Below are 18,440 nucleotides of genomic sequence, written 5' to 3' on the forward strand. Positions count from 1 at the left end.
GGGTAGGGGATGCAGAAACACAAACCCGGGCTCATTCTGATCGTGGCGGTCGGACTCATCGTCGTCGCGCATCCCGCATTGGCGCAGCAGAACGGCAGCGTTCTCACGACGTTGGAGAATTCGGTGACAACGGCCGCCAAGGGCTGGCAGACAACCGTCATGCAGGCGGCGAAGTCGCTGTTCTGGATCCTCGCAGGGATCGAGGTCGGCATCGCCGCGGTCTGGCTCGCCATTCAGACCGCAACGCTCGACGCCTGGTTCGCCGAGATGGTGCGTCGGATCATGTTCATCGGCTTCTTCGCCTTCGTGCTCGACCAGGGCTTTACGTTCGCGAAAGCGGTCGTCGACAGTCTCTATCAGATTGGCGCGGGCGGCGGCTCGGCCTCGCCGGCGGACGTGTTCAACGCCGGGCTCAAGGTTGCTTCCGCAATGTCGCAGAATGCGCAGTTCGGCCTGTTCCAGGACAATGCGCTCGCCATCGCGTCCGTATTCGCCATGGTGATCGTGGTGATCGCCTTCTCGCTGGTCGCGGCGATCTTCGTCGCCGTGATGGTCGAGATGTATGTCGGCCTGCTCGCCGGCATGATCATGCTCGGTCTCGGCGGCTCGTCCTTCACCAAGGATTTTGCCATCCGCTATCTCGTCTACGCCTTCTCGGTCGGCATGAAGCTGATGGCGCTGGTGATGATCGCCAAGATCGGCTCCGACGCCTTGTTGAACCTCGCCAACCAGACCGGAACCGGCAACGACGCCTTCGTCGGGACACTGGCGATCGGCGGCATTTCGGTCGTCGTCTTCATCATCTCGATGTATGTGCCGAGCATCGTGCAAGGCGTCGTACAGGGCGTCTCCGTCGGCAGCGGCATGGAAGTGGTCAAGCATGCGGGACAGGCGGCAAGCTTCGCTGCCGGCGGCGCCGCGCTCGCCATGGGAGGGGCGCGGGCAGGGGCCGCGGGCTTCAGCGCGGCGCGGGCCGATGGCGCCTCATTCGGCGCGGCTGCGCTAAAGGCCATGACGGGAGGCGTCGGAGCGGCAGGCGGCGCGCTCGCCTCCGCCGCCCGCGATCAGGCCATCGGCGCGCCAGGCTCGTTCGGCACGTCCACCTTAGGCCTTGCCAACGCCAAGCTCGATCAGCGCCAGCCACGAAACGGATCGGGCGCAAAGAGCTGAGCCCTTCCATCCAGCAACATCATGAGTGGAGACCACGATCCGAATGGCCGCGCTAAATCCCCCCGACAATCCCTATCTCGCTGCGCGCCAGGAATGGAACGAGCGCTACGGCTCCTATGTAAGGGCGGCCGCCGCATGGCGCTTGGTCGGCATCATCGCCATGGTGATGGCCGTGATCGGCTTCGCCTACGCACTGTTCCAGAGCACGCAGGTCAAGCTCGTGCCTTACATCGTCGAGGTCGACAAACTCGGCACGGCCATGAGCGCCGGCTATCCGCAGCAGATCGAATATGCCGATCCCCGCGTGGTGCGCGCAGCGCTCGGAAGCCTCGTCTCGAACTTCCGCTCGGTGACCCCCGATGCCGTCGTGCAGAAGCAATATATCGATCGGACCTATGCGCTGTTGCGGACTTCCGATCCCGCCACGCAGAAGATCAACGACTGGTTCCGCAGCAACTCGCCGTTCGAGAAGGCCAAGACGTCGACGGTCGCTGTCGAAGTCAACAACATCGTCGCCCTGTCCAACCAGTCCTATCAGATAGACTGGACCGAATTCGAGCGCGACAGGAAGGGGAAGGAAATCGGCACGCACCGCTTTCGCGGCATCGCCACGGTCACGCTGACCGCGCCCCAGGACGAGCAGACTATCCGGCTCAATCCGATCGGCCTTTACCTCCGCGATTTCGACTGGACGGCGCAACTATGAAAGGGGCGGGGACGCTGATGCACTCAAACATGATCGGATTCAAGATTGGCACTCTCTTTTTGGCATCCGCCTTTGGCTTGCTGGTGGCCGATGTCAGTGCGCAGGCGCAGGCGATGAACGCCAAGGAGCGAAAAGGCACGAACATCTCGAGCCAGTGGCGGGGATCGACCGGACTCGTGACGCGCGGAGCGGACGGCAAGGTGATCTTCCTGTTCGGCGAGGTGCAGCCCTCCGTCGTCTGCTCGCCGCTCGAGGTGTGCGACATCGAGCTGCAGGCGGGCGAAGTCGTGCGCGATGTGCTGGTCGGCGACACCGTGCGCTGGAAAGTGGAGCCGGCGACGTCGGGCGCGGTCGGCGGCCAGGCCATCCACCTGATCGTCAAACCCGCCGAGCCGGGGCTCGTCACCTCGATGGTGGTGACGACCTCGCGGCGGACCTATCATATCCAGCTCAAGTCGAACGCGACGCAATATATGGCGCGTGTCGGTTTCGAATATCCCGAGGATGTCGGCAGCAGGCTCGCCGACGTCAACGCCCGGCTCGGTTCCGACACCATTCCGGGCGCCGGCGTTCCGGCCGAGCAGTTGAACTTCGGCTACAGCGTCAGCGGCAGCGCCTCGTGGCGGCCGACACGCGTCTACAGCGACGGCGTCAAGACCTACATCCAGTTTCCCTCGTCGCTCTCCGGAGGGGATGCCCCAGTCCTGTTCGTCGTGTCGGGCGGCCAAAACCGCATCGTCAACTATCGGCTGAAGGACGACATGATGGTGGTCGATTATCAGATCGACACCGCCATTCTGGTGTCCGGCGTCGGCTTTTGGAATCAGGACAAGGTGACGATCCGGAGGGGAGGCTGATTATGCACTCCATCTCTTCCAGATGTCGGTTTGCCGTTCTCTCTTTGCTCAGCCTGTCGCTCGCCGGATGCGCATCGTTGGGAAGTGGCCGCCTGGTCGCGAGTTCAGCGCCACCTGAGCTCTCCGGCCCTGCCGCCTCCGCGATCGCCGGCGACATGGTGACGAAATTCGCCGAACAGGTCGGGCCGGGCGACGGCACGATTATCCTGAAGCCCGACGGCACGCCCTTCGGCCAGGCGCTAGTGACGTCCCTCAAAAGCTGGGGATATGCGGTCGCGACCGACCAGAAGACCGGGGCTGAGAAGACCATCCCGCTTGCCTACGTGCTCGAGTTTTATGACGGTCAGGTGCTGGCGCGGTTGTCGACCGACGGCGTCGAGCTCGGCCGCGCCTATTCAGCGACGGCGGCGGGTGCGTCGCCGGCAAGTCCGGTCTCCGTCATGCAGCGCGGGTAGGAGGCGGCGATGGCGCAATCCCTGAAGCTCGGCGGCAGCCCGGATGCAGAGGAGGCAAGAGGAATCCGCCGTCTCAACCGCTTGCCGATCATCGTCGCGATCGTGCTGGTGGTCGTGTTCTTTGCCGTGATCTTCTACGGCCTGACGTCGCGCGGACTGTACTTCCGACGCAACGCCGGCATCGAGACGGCCTCGTCCAATCCGGCCTCGACCTACGCCGATCAACTGAAGAAAGGCGTCTCCAACGGCATCATCGGAGATCAGACCGAAGCGCAAACGTTCCAGCCCGCCCCACCGCAGCCCGACACGCCAAAGCCGGCCAACAATCCCTTTTCCGGCCGACAACAGACCGAGGCAAGGGCGGCATCACAGCTCGAGTCCGAAGAATTGTGGCGGGCACGCCTCGATCGGGAAGCGCATGAGCAATATCTGCGGGAGCGACAGCGCGAGCGAATGGCGCGCGTGCAGGCGGGTGATGCCGCCCATGACTCACCGCTCGCCATCAATTTGAGCAAACTCCAGACAGGTGCGACGGCGACGAGCAATACGGCGCCGGCAAAGACGACGACACCTGGCCTTACGGGCGGGCCGCCCGATCTCTATGCGGCGGCGCTGCGTGCCGACTACGGCCTACAGACCACCGATCAGAACAGACAGGCGGCGAAAGAGGATTTCTTCAACGCGGACCTCAAGAAGCTCGGCTACCTGCCCAACAAGGTTGTTTCGCCGACCTCCGCTTACGAATTGAAGCGCGGCTCGGTCATCCCCGCAACGCTGATCACTGGCATCAATTCCGACCTTCCCGGACGCATCACGGCCCAGGTCAGTCAGAATGTCTACGACAGCGCGACCGGCCATCACCTGTTGATCCCGCAGGGCGCCAGGCTCCTCGGCCGTTACGACTCCAAGATCTCGTTCGGCCAAAGCCGCGTCCTTGTGGTCTGGACCGACATCATCTTCCCGAACGGCGCAACCCTCCAGATCGGCGGCATGGCCGGCACCGATGCCGAAGGCTATGGCGGCTTCAATGACGAGGTCGACAATCACTATTTCCAGGTGTTCGGCTCGGCGATCCTGATTGCCGCAATTGGCGCTGGCATCGACATGTCCGTGCCGGCGAGTTCGCCGTACGGATATCGACAGACACCCTCGGATGCCGCGCGCAACAGTTTTGCTGAGTCGTTCGGCCGCGTCGCCGAACAGACGATCAGCAAGAACATGAACGTCCAGCCGACACTCGAGATTCGACCGGGCTATGTGTTCAACGTCCTCGTCGACCAAGACATGGTGTTTCCCGGCGATTATCATCGGTGAGAGTCGGCGATGCACGAGGCGCGCATTTGAGCGCGCCTGCCCCCCGGTCACTGATTCTCTAGAACCTTCATAATTTCAACTGAAACCATTCCCATATAGACGAAGGGCCTTGATCATTTGTACTTACTTAGCGTGAGTATCGGATGAACCATCGATAGAAAGTCCTGCCTGAAGAGCGCCTTCTTCCACTGTGATATCAGTGCCCCGCGCCGTTTGAATGGCAAGAAGGTCGCGATCGCAACCTAATGCTCCTTTGGAGAGGCAACGATATGACAACAATCAAGCTTGGTACGAACAACAGAACGAGTGCCTTATCGGTCGGGGCGCAAGAGGACGATTTTTCCGTGACCTCCAACCGGGATCAACACAGCGGTCCTTTTACAAAACTGGACCTCGACATGATCGAGCTGGAAGATTTCATAAATCAATGCCCGCTCCCGAAAGAGGGAGAGAGTTGGCTGACAAGAGGAGGAGCGAACGATGACGCCGACAAGTCGCAATAGACCCTACACAAGGGCCCATGCAAGAAAGGTAGACGCACCACGTGAGGCCGCTATGAAGAGCCCAGCAACGTCAAGTGTCGTTAGTGATCGCCAGGGGACTCCTAACAACGCCGCTTTGAACGACGACGGAACGAGTTCTAGCAAGGTCATTACTAATGAGGGTAGCGGCTCGACTCACCACGTACCGACGGACGAAGAGGCGCACGTCACTGAGGATGCAGATCCATCCCATCCCCTGTTTGCGAACATGCCAGCACTACCAAAGAGTCGTCGTCCTCCGGATGAGTATATTCTTGTTCGCCGAACTGGCCGGGACACGATTGCCGGCACTGTCAACAGCAAGCTAGAGCGCCAACCCACGCCGAGGGAATTCAATGAGTGTTGTCGTCTCTATAGAGACGGCGTTGGCAACTACTATCCACCTCCACTGGCGTGGGACCGGATTAAGGTCCCGGAGCACGAAAGAGCAAAGTGGCTCTCTCTCGAGCAGAGTCAGATCTCTACTACTCTGCGGAAAGACTATAAGCTAGACGTCTGGCATCGTGCTCATGCCGAGATGAATGTCACAGGTACCAGAGTCTTCTTTGATATCGACAAGAGCACGGTAACCGATAACAACGGCCGGCTGATACCGGAACAAAGATATGTGGCAACAAAATATGGCCGTCGAGAGATTTTGAAGAACTATGAGCACAAATTCCAGGCCGGATCGCTCTTGCCCGACATCATGATCAAAACGCCTGCGCATGATATCCAGTTCGTGCATCGCTACGCGGGCGATGCGTACATGAATAAAACATTCAGCGACTTCGAGCGTGACATAAAGGAACGGCTCGGTCAAAATACTGAGATCAAACTCAGATCGAAGTCCGGTATTATGCATGATAGCAAGTACTTGGAATCATGGGAACGGGGTGCCGCTGATATCCGCTTTGCTGCATTTGCGGGACAGGTTCGTACGCACAATAGAGAATTGCCGCGCGCAACGGTCAATTTTGGTCGGCAACCGGACGAGCACGGCGGGCTGACCCTCGACCATCACGTTAGCGTTGAGTTCCTGTTTGCGAGCGCGCCGAATTCGCCATGGGCGCAAGCCCTAAAAAGGGGCGAATTGTGGGATCGCGTGCAGGTTCTGACGCACGATGGAAACGGTTATATGTCCCCTTGGAGGCTACACTATTCTGATCCAACGCATTTCGCGTCGCTGATGGACGGCGTCGGGCTACCGAAGGAGATGGGGGAGCAAAGATATAAAGGGCACGTTAAATTTGACGAATTTGACGCAAAGCCACCGGTGCTTTTGGTGAACGGTCCAGAGTTGCGCGACGCTCGCGAGCCAAACATGGACCTGACCGATGCGACGCGGATCTTGATTGCGGATCGTAATGCAGAGGGCCAGAGGACCGGCACGTACACCATCCTTGCTGACTACCAACGTGCCAGTAAGGCGCTGCCGCAGGATGCAGCTAATCTGCTAGGTGTAGCCCAAGACCACTATTCGCGTTCCTTCATTCCGCCAAACCCGGCAAGACCGCCAATCTATGACAGCCGGGAGCGCGAGCACTTGAGCGTCGCCCTCTAATCTTTCGTAGTACTTCTGTCGTAAGCCGCTTTAAGGGCGACGCCCGTACTTAGCTCGGCAACGCCGCGATACTGAACGGCATAAAGCAAGCAGATGAAAGGACTGTGCTATGGTCAGCACGGACAAGAAAAGCAGGACAAGGCCCGTTTCGACTACTATGCGCCGCTCAGCTAAGCGCCAGCATGATCAGACGCTGGAAGAATTGCATACAAAGGCGGATGCGGAGAAGCGGCGCGCCCGGCTTCAGGATCCGCGGAAGCAAGAAAAATATGCCGCAGATTTTCGCATGCTTGATAAGCTTGACGACAATTTTAGAGGCGAGCTCAGCTATAAGCTTCTGGGAAACAAGCGGTTGTGGACCGACAATCCTGGAGAGTTGACGCGCCAACATGGCATGTTGAGTAGGACTAAAAAGGTTCTAGAACGTGACGCGTCGACGGGCACTGTTCATGTGAGCCGGTACGAAAGAGAAAGCAAAAAAAACACCAGCCTATATCAGTTTGACAAAGATGGCGCGCTCAGTGCAAAGGAGGTGACCCGTCGGGGTGGACGCTTCCAAGAGAAATGGGAGCGGGACGAAAACGGGGAACTTATCCGTACACGATATGTCAATCGAACCGGCCTCAAAGGGCTGTTTCAACCGGTCTCCGAGGAGATCAGTGCTTCCTCTAGAACCGGACCCGAGGATCGGTCTTATCGCACATTGACGCGTCGGCGAGGCTCGATGCAGGAGATTTATGAGCGGAGCGACAAGGGCAACCTGGAGCTCATCGGCAGTCTGAGCAATTCCAAGCACTTCCGGAGGGCGGCTGACCACAGAACTTCCCAGACCGACATTCGCAAGCTTGGTGGCGCTTTTAGCAAGTCGTACAGATCACTTCTGGATACGGACGGTAACGAACTCGGGCGAGATATCGCTAGCCATCGACGGCTCCTAAACAAGCGATCGGCAACCTATGACGAAGGGACCGGAGCGCTAAGAAGCACAAAACATACTTTCGGCAAGCTTTACAAAAGTGAAGCAGTGTATCTGTCTTCGGATGCCAAGACTGTCTCGAAGAAAATACTCGGAGTGACGGTTGGGAAGAGGCTGAGGTCGGTAAGCGAGCGTGAACGTGAGGCTCAGAACCTGCGTGCAGTGGAAGCTGCACGGCACAAAGAGGCTTGGCAGGAGCGCTACTACGATGCAAAGTCTGAATTCGGTAAAACAGAACAGCAGCCAGGCACTCTGTCAGCTTCGTCAAGCGGTTCGCTGGAGTACTTTGATCCACCGTCAGAATTCGGTAAAACAGAACAGCAGCCAGGCACTCTGTCAGCTTCGTCAAGCGGTTCGCTGGAGTACTTTGATGCGCAGACATTGGTGGGCGTACCGGAACCAGGACGCCAACCAGAAGCTGCGCCAGCGTCGGCGTCGGCGTCGGCAAGTGAGCATGTGTCAGATCCAGAAGAGCAAACGAGACTGGCCAGTCTGCTTCGCACGCCGGTGCCGCATGTTCAGTCGGCAGCAAGCGCCGCGCGTTCGGAGCTTCACGACCGTCCGAGAAATGACGCATCACGCGGTCTTTGACATGGGAATGCCTCGCCGAGTGCTCTATGGGACTGACTTCACGCGCCCGGGATGAGAAGTCGCATCGTTTGGCGTCTGACGCGGTGACTTGGTTTGATCGTGAAGCTACGCTGTGCGAATTCCAGGACGCTCGACTTGGCGAGAGATTTCGCATGCTGCTGAAGCAGATTGGTGGAGACATCGGACAGATACGACCGAATTCACCTATCAAAGGGAGCGCCCGGATCTGATCGGGATGATTAAGCGCATCCCCAAAAGCAACTCTCGAAGATTGGACGGAAAACCCCAAATGTGTTTCGGCATGGAATAAGGACCCCGTATTCGGGGTAATCGGCATCCAATCGGGACCCCGGGGCAAGGGTCCACAGTGGCTTCCATTGAGTCATGGAAGCCGAGGTTGGGATGCAGGTAGTGGAGACGATTGCCAAGATCCGTCGCGCCTATTTTGTTGATGGTCGTCCGATCAAGGCGATCTGCCGAGAACTCGGCGTGTCGCGGAAGGTGGTCCGCAAGGTTATTCGTTCTCAAGCAACGGAGTTCCGATACGAACGGGAGACGCAGCCGCTCCCGAAGATGGGGCTGTGGAGTTCCGAGCTTGACCGGCTGTTGGCGGCAAATGAGAGCAAGGCGGCACGGGAACGGCTGACGCTGATCCGGTTGTTCGAAGAGCTTCGCGGCTTGGGCTATAACGGCGGCTATGACGCGGTTCGGTCGCTACGCGCGACGCTGGAGCCGGGAGCGCGGCACCTCGACAGCATCAGCCTATGTCCCGCTGAGCTTTGCGCCAGGCGTGAGGCGTCACGGGAAGCTCACCGTGCCGGGCCTTGACTCGCGCGGAATGCTCTGGATAGCGCGGTCGGGATGATTGACGCCGCAGGCACGCGGTGATGGGGTGATCCCGGTTCGGAGCGGGCAACGGGGATCAGAATGACCAGCGAGTCCCAGCTGCGCGAGAAGCTTCGGAAGATCGAGGCGTTGTTCGTGGGTGCGGAACTGCTGGTGAGCGCCTTGCGGCGGAAGCCGCGCTGCGGCAGGTGCGGGCCCGGGTCGAGGAGCTCGCTCGCCACGATCCACCGATCGAACAGCAATTCTCACTTCCCGACCAATGGTCGCGGCACCTGTTCTTGGCGCTTTGCCGTCGCTGCGGGCTGCGGCCGTTTGCGTTATCACCGCCAGCGACGCAACACGGTGATGATCCGCGCGTCACGAGGCTTCGTCGACAAAGTGCTGCTGCCGGAGTTCACCGAGCTGGAGAGGGCGCTGCAAGTCTATCTGCACGAGGTGACGCTGCGCGTGATCCGCGAGGAGATCTATGACGACACCAGCGATGCGCAGGAAGTTCCAGATGCCCTGCCGTCGAACTGATCAGGCGGCGAGCTTTGCCGGCGAACTGTCGCGCTCGGCCTTCCATTCCACGGCAGCAGCATGTGCAGCTGATTGATCTTGGTACGTCCAGAGATGATGCGCTCGAGAACATCGGTCAGATAGTGCCGCGGGTCGATGCTTTGTAAGCGGCAAAGAGACTCAAAGAGACCCCATCTAGCGGAGTGAGTGAGCGATCGGCTATCGGCTGCTGAGTTTGTGAGCCGATGTGAGCTTCTATGTCTGCGCCTAGTTCTGGAACTAAAACCTTCCATATGATCGAAGCGGTCGCCGAGCGTCTTGAGGAGCGCCGCGACAGCTTCGCCGACGCTGGTCGGACGAGTTCAAGGCGCAAGTTGTGACAGAGGCACTGGAGCCTGGCGCGAGCGTATCGGCGATCGCCCACCGGATCGGCATCCACCCGTCGCAGCTGTTCGCTTGGCGCCGTGGTGCTCGGGCTGAGCAGCTTTATCGCTCGCGGCACTCGGGTTGCGAGGGTGCGGTGGCTTCTGTGGCGGACGCAGTGATCGAGATTGCCATTGGCGAGATCGTCGTGCGCGCCGGCATGGATGTCGACGAGGCGCACTTGCAGCGGGTGATCCGGGCGGTCCGTTCGGCATGATCTCCTCTGGTGTGAAGGTGTTCCTGGCCAGAGCTATGGCTGATTCTGGGTGACGCGGCCTGATCAGGCGGCGTGGCTTTCAGCGGTCGGAATGACCTCGATGCCGTCGGTAAACTTTACACCGGCGATGACCTTCGGCAACTGATTTGTTCCTTTCAGTCGGCGCCAGGTCTTCGATGCGGCGTCGATCAACTTGAACACCATCAGCTTGGCGGTTTTCGGCGAGAGCGATCCTTTCGTTCGCACCGTCCGGTGCCGCACCGTGGCGAACACGCTCTCGATCGGATTCGAGGTGCGCAGATGAACCCAATGCTCGGCAGGGAAGTCGAAGAACGCAAGCAGCACCTCACGATCCTTGATCAAGCACTCGACCGCAGGTCCGTATTTGGCACGGTATTTCTCGACGAAGGTGTCGATCGCGGTTTCGGCTTTCGCCCGGCTCGGCGCCAGATAGACGTTCCGCAGATCGTTCTTCATCGCGCGCTGCACGGATTTGGCGACCTTGTCGAGCACGTTGCTGACTTTGTGGCACCAGCACCGCTGGTGGCGCGTGCCAGGGAAGACCTCATCAAGGGCCTTCCAGAACCCCCGCGCGCCGTCACCGACCGCCACTTGGGAGCGACCCGCAGGCCGCGCTGCTTCACATCGATCAAGAGCTCACGCCAACTCTGGGCGCTCTCGCGGGCGCCGACCTGGAAGCCGACCAATTCCTTGCGGCCCTCCGGCGTCGCGCCGACCAGCACCAGGATACATCTCGCTGTGATCCTCCATCCGGGCCTGCAAATAAACCCCATCGGCCCACAGATAGACGTAGCGCCGCGCCGACAGGTCACGTCGCTGCCAACGCTCGTACTCGGCCTGCCAGTCGGCCGTCAGGCGCAATCACCGACGGCGACAGGTTCGGCGCGTCCTTGCCGAGCAGCGCCTCCTGGAAGTCGCCGGTCGAGATGCCGCGCAGGTAAAGGATCGGCAGCAGGGCATCCAGGCTCTTCGTCAGAGCTGGCTCCGCAAATTCGGACAGTAGCTTGAGTGGATTTTCTGCCTGAGAGCGGCGAGGCTTCTTGCCGCGAATCAGGAGCGAAGATGACGAAGAAGGTCGCGGACGCATTCTCCGGCATTCAAGGCAAAGGTGGCTTTGGCGGCCGTGAAGGGGAGAAGACGTTGGCCGAGCTGGCGCAATTGTTTGATGTCCATCCGAACCAGATCACGACCTGGAAGACCCAACTCCTGGAAGGCGCCGCCGGAGTGTTTGGGCAGGACAACGGACCGGCCGAGGCGCCGGTCGATTTGAAGGCGTTACATGCCAAGATCGGCGAGCTTGCGTTGGAGAACGATTTTTTGTCCGGCGCGCTCACCAAGGCGGGCCTGCTGAGCGCAAAGCGATGATCGACCGCGACCATGATCTGTCTGTCGTGCGCCAGGCGAAGGTCCTGAACCTTGCCCGCAGTACGGTTTACTATGAACCTCGGCCGGTTTCGGCCGAGGACCTTGTCTTGATGCGCCGGCTCGATGAGCTGCACCTCGATTATCCCTTCGCAGGGGCGCGCATGCTGCGATCGCTGTTGCAGCGTGAGGAGCATGCAGATTGGCCGCCGCCACGTCGCGACGCTGATGAAGCGCATGGGGATCGAGGCGATCTATCGCCGTCCGAACACGAGCAAGCCCGCACCGGGCCACAAGATCTACCCGTACCTATTGCGCGGATTGAAGATCGAGCGGCCGAACCAGGTCTGGGCAATGGACATCAGCTACAGTAGCGCCTCGCCCCGAGGAATCGGGAAGCGTATGTTTGGAATGCATTGAGAAAGGAGGAATGTGATGAGCCTGCTTCCTGCTGTGAGGAAGCATGAGCCCAAGCGGCGGTGACCTGCTGTCAACTGGCAGGGTGACGTAGCCCGCAGGTAAAGGGGATTGAGGCGAAACCGTTACGCCGAGATGGTTCCCGAGGCTGAGTATCGGAAGGTTGAGGAACACGAACCGGTTCATCCGCGTCTGTGGGCTGAAATGTCGCCTCCGCCTACACGGTTTAACAGGCGGAATGCTGAATGGTGTCGAAGGATATGTAGCCGGAGACACCCGAACGCGAGCGTAGATGTAGGGCGTCTTGCGTGGGCCGAGGGAGAACACAGCCAAACCTGGAGGCAACGGCATCGACTTGCAGCAAGCAAGGGAAAAGACTGCGACCGGCAACCTCACCGATGCGCTGGTAGTCCAACATATGAACGAGGAAGGCATGAGCGGAATGGCAAGGGAGTTGACCCCGATGTCCGTCATGCTGGCAGAGCTCCCGTAGTAGTCCGAGGCCGGGAAAGCCGGTCACATGGCGAAGGGGAGCAGTTTGAGTTGCTTGGAGTGCACGGATCTGACCTAAAATGAGGTGAAGACCTTTGATAATCGGTGAAATGCAGCACAAGCTCGCGATATCGGGATGTCGCAATGGCCATGGGCCAGACTTGAACGGAGAGCCGTATGCGCTGAAAGGTGCCCGTACGGTTCGGGGAGGAGAAGCGCTTATGCGCTTCTTCCCATTTCCGATGCGACGTGGATTCGTCTACCTCGCGGCGGTCGTCGATGTGTTCAGCCGACGGGTGTTGGTCCATCGCGTATCGATCACGATGGAGACGATATTCTGCGTCGAAGCGCTCCAGGAGGCGTTGGCGAAGCACGGCAGGCCCGAGATCTTCAACACGGATCAGGGTAGCCAGTTCACCAGCCTCGACTTCACCGGCGTGCTGCTGGACGCGAACATCGCCATCAGCATGGACGGCAAGGGTGCCTGGCGCGACAACGTGTTCGTCGAGCGGCTGTGGCGCACTGTCAAATACGAGGAAGTCTATCTGCGTGCTTACGACAGCGTGCTCGAGGCGCGAGCATCGATTTCCAAATATCTGGCGTTCTACAACCGAGGACGTCCTCACTCGAGCCTTGACGAACGCACGCCCGACGAGGCTTACTTCGGCGCGCAAACGATGGTGACGGCCGCATGATCGTCGCCAACGATTTGCTGCCGGCTCTGGTCGGGCTTACGCCCTCCCGACGCCACAGCAAAATCGTAAAGCCCCGCCTTCAGCATAACCCGGCAGGAATCCACTTAATTTTCGCGGGGCGCTGTCCAAACAAGGCCGGGGCCAGCTCTGGCCATAAGCATGGTCCCTCAGCATGTGTGTTATTGGCAACCACATTCTGCACCAAAAATGCCGGCTACCATCCACCCATGGGATCTCGATACGCCGCCCTCTTCAACCCGTCATCACCCAGTTTCGGCCATAGCTCAAACAACCGGGGCCAGCTCTGACCATACGAGCGCACACATGCACAAGCAAAGAAAGAAACGAGACACAACCATATATCCTGCCTGCCTGCCTGCCTGCCTGCCTGCCTCAATTTATTTCTATTGGACCATTCCTCGCAGTTCACGGGCGCCGCGTTCACCGCGTACTCGCCAATCTCGGCATCGCTAACAGCATGGATGGTCGGGGGACTGGCGCGACAACGTGCTCGTCGAGCGACCGTGGCGCGGCACTCCGGATTAAGCTTACTTCAACCAGCTGCCGTTCCGCACGGCAGCTTAACTCTGGCAGACGCTCCCCTTATCCACGCCGAATTTCCGTTCAGACAATCGGCGCCAGTTCAACGCGCATTGATCACATCAACAACGTGTGTCCGGCAATCTTTTTATTGTCCGGGCGCGTACTCGAAGACAAGTTGCTGCGTCATGTCATTTGCAATTCAATCAAAAAACACTAAGCTCTTCAAGCCAAGAGGCCCAAGGGATTTAGTCGCAACTAATCGATTAAAGACTATTAGGATGGCTACAGAACACAAAACGAATATCTGAACAAGACACAACTTGATCTTTAATTAAAACAAAACGGCTCTTGGTAATCTAAAACGACGACGAAGCAGCAACGCACAACTACGCTTGATACATAGGAAACCACTTACAACTAAACATACAACCAAAACAGGACTCTCTAATCTACTTTGCATGAGCCGAAGACTAGCGTTGCTCCCGGGACCCGCCTCTAGTCCGACTCTTCGTCGTCCGTTGACGACGCCGGGAATGTCCTGGGAAGCAGAACTGGAGCAATAGCTAGCACGTCGAACGGGCCAAACCCACTTCGTTTAAACACGTCTCTAGACTGATCATGCTCGGTCCAAACGGTCTCGGGAACAACGAGGCAACATGTCACGTCTTCTGCTCCGACATCACATCCGACTGAATGGTATCTTTCGACGATACCACCCTCTATAGAACTATTGGTCGCATATGGTGCAACATCCGTTGCCAGCATCTTCCTTTTATCATCGAAGTCCATAAAGCGCATGTGATCGGGAATGTAATCCAGGGTTTGTTCTCGACAACATCGCTCTGCACTGTCTACCGGCATGTAGATGAACAGTAAGCGACCCACCTCCTGCTGGCCGGTTGAACCCACCTCCGTCTTAATCTCCTCCAACCCGAAGCGGCTCGTCGGATCATTCATGCACGGACTGGTCAAGAATGCGTCAGCTGAATCGACATTAAAGCCGCGCATCTGCGCGTTCAAAAGCCACGTGCGTTGCGCCGGCAGCAGGTCGTCATTAAGAAACTCATTGTATCTAGTTTCCTGCGCCGCTATGCGATTCTTCAGGGCGTCTCTGCTCGTCGGCGAGACGAGGTCCAGAGTCAGAAAGACCGGGCGCCTATAAACTGACAAAGCACGAGAGAGGCAACCGCCCATGTTCGAAGTTGCACGAAAAGGCAATACAAAATACAACGGTTTACGTGAGCGAGCGCTGGCCTTGGTCAGCCACGCTTCTGGCGGTCTAATTATAGATTCCAGCCGCGCAGAGGGTTGGCCTTTTTGCGTAAAGACACGCTGCCGTTTCGGAAGAGACGGCTATACTCCAAAGGGCACTCTAAACTCGCAGCTCAGTCGGAGGGCACGTGGGTAATGGTTCATTGGGCCGGCCATATCTGATGTGACTTGTTGTTGATTTGGCAATCCGGGCAGCCCTTAGCCGCCTCGATTTTCGAAAGATCGCGCGCTTAGTGAGTCGCGTCCTGCGGCGCCTCGAAACGTCATTCTCTATCGAATATTCATCCTGCCCAATAAACGGAGGCCGCCCTTCGCCTCGAAACCCGCACTATGAGTGTCACACCATCACACCATCCATCCATGAATAATATTCCAGAGCGATACCATACTCAAACCGGCGCCCCTACGACGTAGGGTGGGGCCTCGCTCCCTAGCGAGCAGAGCGACCATCTGGCTGAACGTCCCCTGACTGCATTAACATTCTAACGAGCGACAATACCAACGCACGCCTGCACAAACAAACAAACAAAGAGAAAGCCGACAAAGCCCTATAGGCGCTTCTCTGCATTGGGGCGAGGGCCGCGGCGGTCCCCACCAAAGCTCTACACGGCTGCAGTGGGTTTAGGTCCCGATGTTTGTGACCATTACATCGCAACAGACGCGTCTTCGGACAAGACACCAGGACTACAAGACAATAGAAAAGATGCTCATAAAGCCATACATTTAAACACAAAGCTAATTCAACAACACACATGACAGACGCGCATTTGAGCTTAGCGTGTCTGGGGGAGCAACTCATTTTGCGACGCCTTCTCTGGCTGGCTGGCTGGCTGAATGTTCATTTTCTGTCATTTTCCAACAGCCACTTTGGCCTCACCAAAATTTGCCCTCAACGGTTCAAGCATTCGGGTCACTCGAAAAGACGTCCTTTGAGGATGGTGGTGACGAGCACGCCATTTTCTGTCGTTGTCCCAAATATTCTCGGTTCCCGCTGAGAGCCGAAAAGCCATTATTCTCTTTCGCTTGCCCAAAACGGCACGCAACTTTTTTGCGAGGCTTGAAAGGCCTCAGCGGTCATCTATTTATAACGCTCATATTCTTGCTATCTCACAACACTACTTCTTTTCATCACACAATATCTCGTTTCAGGATGCCGGAACGTTACACATGGAAGTTCACCAGCCATAATGTGACCAGCAACCTTAGATCCGCTCTTGAGAACGCCAGGATAAATTATGAAGGCCCAGATAATGAAGCCAATGTTACGCTTAAATACTATTATGGGAATGAGGCTGACGCTCAAACGACCGTGTCAGGTCGACGTTTTTTCGGAACTTGGGTCGAAGGCGGTCGACCAGTTGCTACGGAGGAGGGGGGGCGCGAGTGGTTCATCGCTGTCAAGAGCGCCCCGGACCTGACCGGTGAGATCGAGGTGGTAGCATGGGGGCGTGGGAAAAAGGAATGATCGAAGTCGCCGTATATTGGCCTGGCGCTTATTGTGGTGTTGTGTGTGTGTCGTTTTGCATGCTTTTGTTTGCCCCTCTAGGGTCTGTATTTGGCGCCCCGTCATAGCGGCGGGTTTTCTGTAATAGTCTCTTTCAAAATAAGTCGAGGCCAATTAATAAAGTGATGGTTTGTGTTTGATTATTGCGGTGGTGCTTTTAATGCGAGTTTTTGTGCCAGAGATCGTCTCAAAACACGCACAAGGCTTGAGAATTAAATCACGCGCTCACGTGAGAACTGCCCGGCTGGATCTATATAGGCCTGGTTGCATCTGGCATTCACCCATGATAATCTTTGTCTCACATCCTTGCTTCGCCTAGCACCAAACGTTCTCGACGCACGAATTAGGTTCTCTCCCCTCAACCATACTCTTGCCTAACATGCTTGCGCTCGTGGTGGTAGTTGGCGCGATCGTGGCGCTGCTCAGTGGCCTTAACGTCATAGCCGCTTTCCTGATCTTGATCGCGATCGGTCTTGCTATCTCGGGCAAGTAGATGGCTTGGTCTTTCCACTGGAAACTCAACAGCGTTCCGGAGGGTCTGGATGTTCTGGGCGTGAGGTTTCTGGTGGCATGGGGGCCGGATGTTACGGAGGTGATCGGCTTGGCCGCGTATCTGTGATGTTGTGCGTTTGGTTCTATCGCCGTTTCTACTTTCCTTTTTGGTTTGTAAGCGTTTTTCTATTGTTGTTGCTGTCCCTCGGAACAAGACACACTTGATCTTTGATTAAACAAAACGGCTCTTAGCCGAAGAGTCGGAGGCACGTGGGTAATGGTTCATTGGGCCGGCCATATCTGATGTGACTTGTTGCTGATTTGGCAATCCGGGCAGCCCTTAGCTGCCGCCTCGATTTTCGAAAGATCGCGCTTAGTGAGTCGCGTCCTGCGGCGCCTCGAAACGTCATTCTCTATCGAATATTCATCCTGCCCAATAAACGGAGGCCGCCCTTCGCCTCGAAACCCGCACTATGAGTGTCACACCATCACACCATCCATCCATGAATAATATTCCAGAGCGATACCATACTCAAACCGGCGCCCCTACGACGTAGGGTGGGGCCTCGCTCCTCAGCGAGCAGAGCGACCATCATGGCTGAACGTCCCCTGACTGCATTAACATTCTAACGAGCGACAATACCAACGCACGCCTGCACAAACAAACAAACAGAAAGCCGAAACAAACAAAGAGAAAGCCGACAAAGCCCTATAGGCGCTTCTCTGCATTGGGGCAGGCCGCGGCAGTCCCCACCAAAGCTCTACACGGCTGCAGTGGGTTTAGGTCCCGATGTTTGTGACCATTTGATTATTTCAAAAAGCTAATTGGACCACTGAGGCGTGTTCGAACGTTATATATACTCTATTGGGCATCACCCTGAGCACAACTCAAAATCAGGAGCTCGCAATCAACGCTTGAAACGCTATGTCGAGCTCAGACGATAATGAGAATCAGCACGACTATGAGGAACTAAGTGCGCAGTTTGCAGACGCTCAGCTCTACGACTCAATCCCCTTGTCGCACTCCGGCCGGTACGACGACGGGTCTCACAGAAGCTCACGTCACAGCGTTGATATCGCGCCATCGTCACGAAGCGCTCGCCATTCGGGGACTTGGAGATCGACTTCTTCGGCGGAAGGACGCGCCCCCTCCTCTCCACCACATGGCAAGGGCCGATCGCTGGTCTCGTCGGTTAAGTCAGGGGTTAAGTCAGGGGCTAAGAGCTTCCTGAAAGGATTGGGGCTGAGTCGAGCCAAAGACCGCTCAAGCGGATCAAAGCAGCACGAGGTGGTGGTGTCAGGCCGGGTCTACGTGGATTACGCAAAGCGTGGCCGCGAAGACCCCCCAGACGACTTCCCAGACAAGGAGCTTATTGACCAATACAGGAATGCAAATTGGGCGACAGAAATACAAAGGCGCACGTGCATCAACGATTGTTTGCTGCTCGAGGAGTTCAGTCGGTGGCTCCAGCTGGCCGGGAAGCCACCAATCACTGGTCGGCTT

General features: G+C 57.6%; 11 protein-coding genes and 7 pseudogenes. 15 read left to right on the plus strand and 3 right to left on the minus strand.

The features are described from left to right. Positions 1–9 precede the first annotated feature (9 nt). The 11 genes and pseudogenes from trbL to NLN62_RS52265 all read left to right on the plus strand — a co-directional run bounded on the left by trbL (position 10) and on the right by NLN62_RS52265 (position 9,519). Positions 10–1,170: a P-type conjugative transfer protein TrbL gene (gene trbL, locus NLN62_RS52220; protein WP_254114407.1), complete on the plus strand. Its 1,161-nt coding sequence runs from the start codon at positions 10–12 to the stop codon at positions 1,168–1,170. A gap of 43 nt (positions 1,171–1,213) precedes the next feature. Next, a complete protein-coding gene (locus NLN62_RS52225) occupies positions 1,214–1,876 on the plus strand; it encodes a conjugal transfer protein TrbF (protein WP_254114408.1) in 663 nt (220 codons plus the stop codon). Positions 1,877–1,905: 29 nt separating this feature from the next. Next, positions 1,906–2,733, plus strand: a complete 828-nt coding sequence (gene trbG / locus NLN62_RS52230) for a P-type conjugative transfer protein TrbG (protein WP_256576129.1) — start codon at positions 1,906–1,908, stop codon at positions 2,731–2,733. Positions 2,734–2,735: 2 nt separating this feature from the next. Continuing rightward, entirely contained in the window at positions 2,736–3,188 is a 453-nt protein-coding gene (trbH, locus tag NLN62_RS52235; protein ID WP_254114409.1) for a conjugal transfer protein TrbH, read from the plus strand. Positions 3,189–3,197: 9 nt separating this feature from the next. Next, positions 3,198–4,502 (plus strand): IncP-type conjugal transfer protein TrbI, encoded by a 1,305-nt coding sequence (gene trbI, locus NLN62_RS52240; RefSeq protein WP_254114410.1) that lies wholly within the window; start codon positions 3,198–3,200, stop codon positions 4,500–4,502. Between the two features lie 269 nt (positions 4,503–4,771). Then, positions 4,772–5,005 carry a type IV secretion system protein VirE1 gene (locus NLN62_RS52245; RefSeq protein ID WP_254114411.1) on the plus strand — a complete coding sequence of 78 codons (234 nt, stop codon included), beginning with the start codon at positions 4,772–4,774 and terminating at the stop codon, positions 5,003–5,005. A gap of 52 nt (positions 5,006–5,057) precedes the next feature. Then, positions 5,058–6,587 (plus strand): VirE2 family protein, encoded by a 1,530-nt coding sequence (locus NLN62_RS52250; RefSeq protein WP_254114412.1) that lies wholly within the window; start codon positions 5,058–5,060, stop codon positions 6,585–6,587. A gap of 109 nt (positions 6,588–6,696) precedes the next feature. Then, positions 6,697–8,154 carry an effector protein gene (locus NLN62_RS52255; RefSeq protein WP_254114413.1) on the plus strand — a complete coding sequence of 486 codons (1,458 nt, stop codon included), beginning with the start codon at positions 6,697–6,699 and terminating at the stop codon, positions 8,152–8,154. Between the two features lie 26 nt (positions 8,155–8,180). Further along, on the plus strand, positions 8,181–8,384 hold the full coding sequence (locus NLN62_RS53940) for a transposase DNA-binding-containing protein (RefSeq protein ID WP_371933199.1): 204 nt from the start codon (positions 8,181–8,183) through the stop codon (positions 8,382–8,384). A gap of 172 nt (positions 8,385–8,556) precedes the next feature. Beyond that, positions 8,557–8,944: pseudogene (locus NLN62_RS52260) on the plus strand (IS21 family transposase); the annotation flags it as partial. 137 nt (positions 8,945–9,081) lie between these two features. Further along, a pseudogene (locus NLN62_RS52265) lies at positions 9,082–9,519 on the plus strand (hypothetical protein). A 44-nt stretch (positions 9,520–9,563) separates the two neighbouring features. On the opposite strand, the pseudogene NLN62_RS53945 reads toward NLN62_RS52265, so the two are convergent. Continuing rightward, positions 9,564–9,668, minus strand: a pseudogene (locus tag NLN62_RS53945) (transposase domain-containing protein); the annotation flags it as partial. A 206-nt stretch (positions 9,669–9,874) separates the two neighbouring features. Here NLN62_RS53945 and NLN62_RS52275 point away from each other — a divergent pair. After that, positions 9,875–10,138: a transposase gene (locus tag NLN62_RS52275; protein WP_254114415.1), complete on the plus strand. Its 264-nt coding sequence runs from the start codon at positions 9,875–9,877 to the stop codon at positions 10,136–10,138. 63 nt (positions 10,139–10,201) lie between these two features. On the opposite strand, the pseudogene NLN62_RS52280 reads toward NLN62_RS52275, so the two are convergent. Further along, a pseudogene (locus NLN62_RS52280) lies at positions 10,202–11,132 on the minus strand (IS256 family transposase); the annotation flags it as partial. A gap of 135 nt (positions 11,133–11,267) precedes the next feature. On the opposite strand from NLN62_RS52280, the pseudogene NLN62_RS52285 reads away from it, so the two are divergent. The 3 pseudogenes from NLN62_RS52285 to NLN62_RS52295 form a co-directional block, all read left to right on the plus strand. Next, positions 11,268–11,890, plus strand: a pseudogene (locus tag NLN62_RS52285) (IS3 family transposase); the annotation flags it as partial. A 713-nt stretch (positions 11,891–12,603) separates the two neighbouring features. Then, positions 12,604–13,125 (plus strand): annotated as a pseudogene (locus NLN62_RS52290) (transposase); the annotation flags it as partial. A gap of 410 nt (positions 13,126–13,535) precedes the next feature. Then, positions 13,536–13,656: pseudogene (locus tag NLN62_RS52295) on the plus strand (IS3 family transposase); the annotation flags it as partial. Positions 13,657–14,163: 507 nt separating this feature from the next. Here the strand turns inward: NLN62_RS52295 and NLN62_RS52300 are convergent. Then, complete coding sequence (locus NLN62_RS52300; RefSeq protein WP_254114416.1) at positions 14,164–14,862, minus strand: RolB family protein; 699 nt, start codon at positions 14,860–14,862, stop codon at positions 14,164–14,166. Positions 14,863–18,440 lie beyond the last annotated feature (3,578 nt).

The organism is Bradyrhizobium sp. CCGUVB23, from assembly GCF_024199885.1.
Classification (GTDB): Bacteria; Pseudomonadota; Alphaproteobacteria; order Rhizobiales; family Xanthobacteraceae; genus Bradyrhizobium.

Excerpts from the sequence above, each read along its gene's own strand:
- NLN62_RS52250 (WP_254114412.1), top strand. The coding sequence starts at position 5,058 with ATGAAGAGCCCAGCAACGTCAAGTGTCGTTAGTGATCGCCAGGGGACT.
- trbG (WP_256576129.1), top strand. The coding sequence starts at position 1,906 with ATGATCGGATTCAAGATTGGCACTCTCTTTTTGGCATCCGCCTTTGGC.
- trbL (WP_254114407.1), top strand. The coding sequence starts at position 10 with ATGCAGAAACACAAACCCGGGCTCATTCTGATCGTGGCGGTCGGACTC.
- NLN62_RS53940 (WP_371933199.1), top strand. The coding sequence starts at position 8,181 with ATGGGACTGACTTCACGCGCCCGGGATGAGAAGTCGCATCGTTTGGCG.
- NLN62_RS52255 (WP_254114413.1), top strand. The coding sequence starts at position 6,697 with ATGGTCAGCACGGACAAGAAAAGCAGGACAAGGCCCGTTTCGACTACT.
- NLN62_RS52245 (WP_254114411.1), top strand. The coding sequence starts at position 4,772 with ATGACAACAATCAAGCTTGGTACGAACAACAGAACGAGTGCCTTATCG.
- NLN62_RS52225 (WP_254114408.1), top strand. The coding sequence starts at position 1,214 with ATGGCCGCGCTAAATCCCCCCGACAATCCCTATCTCGCTGCGCGCCAG.
- NLN62_RS52300 (WP_254114416.1), bottom strand. The coding sequence starts at position 14,862 with ATGGGCGGTTGCCTCTCTCGTGCTTTGTCAGTTTATAGGCGCCCGGTC.
- trbI (WP_254114410.1), top strand. The coding sequence starts at position 3,198 with ATGGCGCAATCCCTGAAGCTCGGCGGCAGCCCGGATGCAGAGGAGGCA.
- trbH (WP_254114409.1), top strand. The coding sequence starts at position 2,736 with ATGCACTCCATCTCTTCCAGATGTCGGTTTGCCGTTCTCTCTTTGCTC.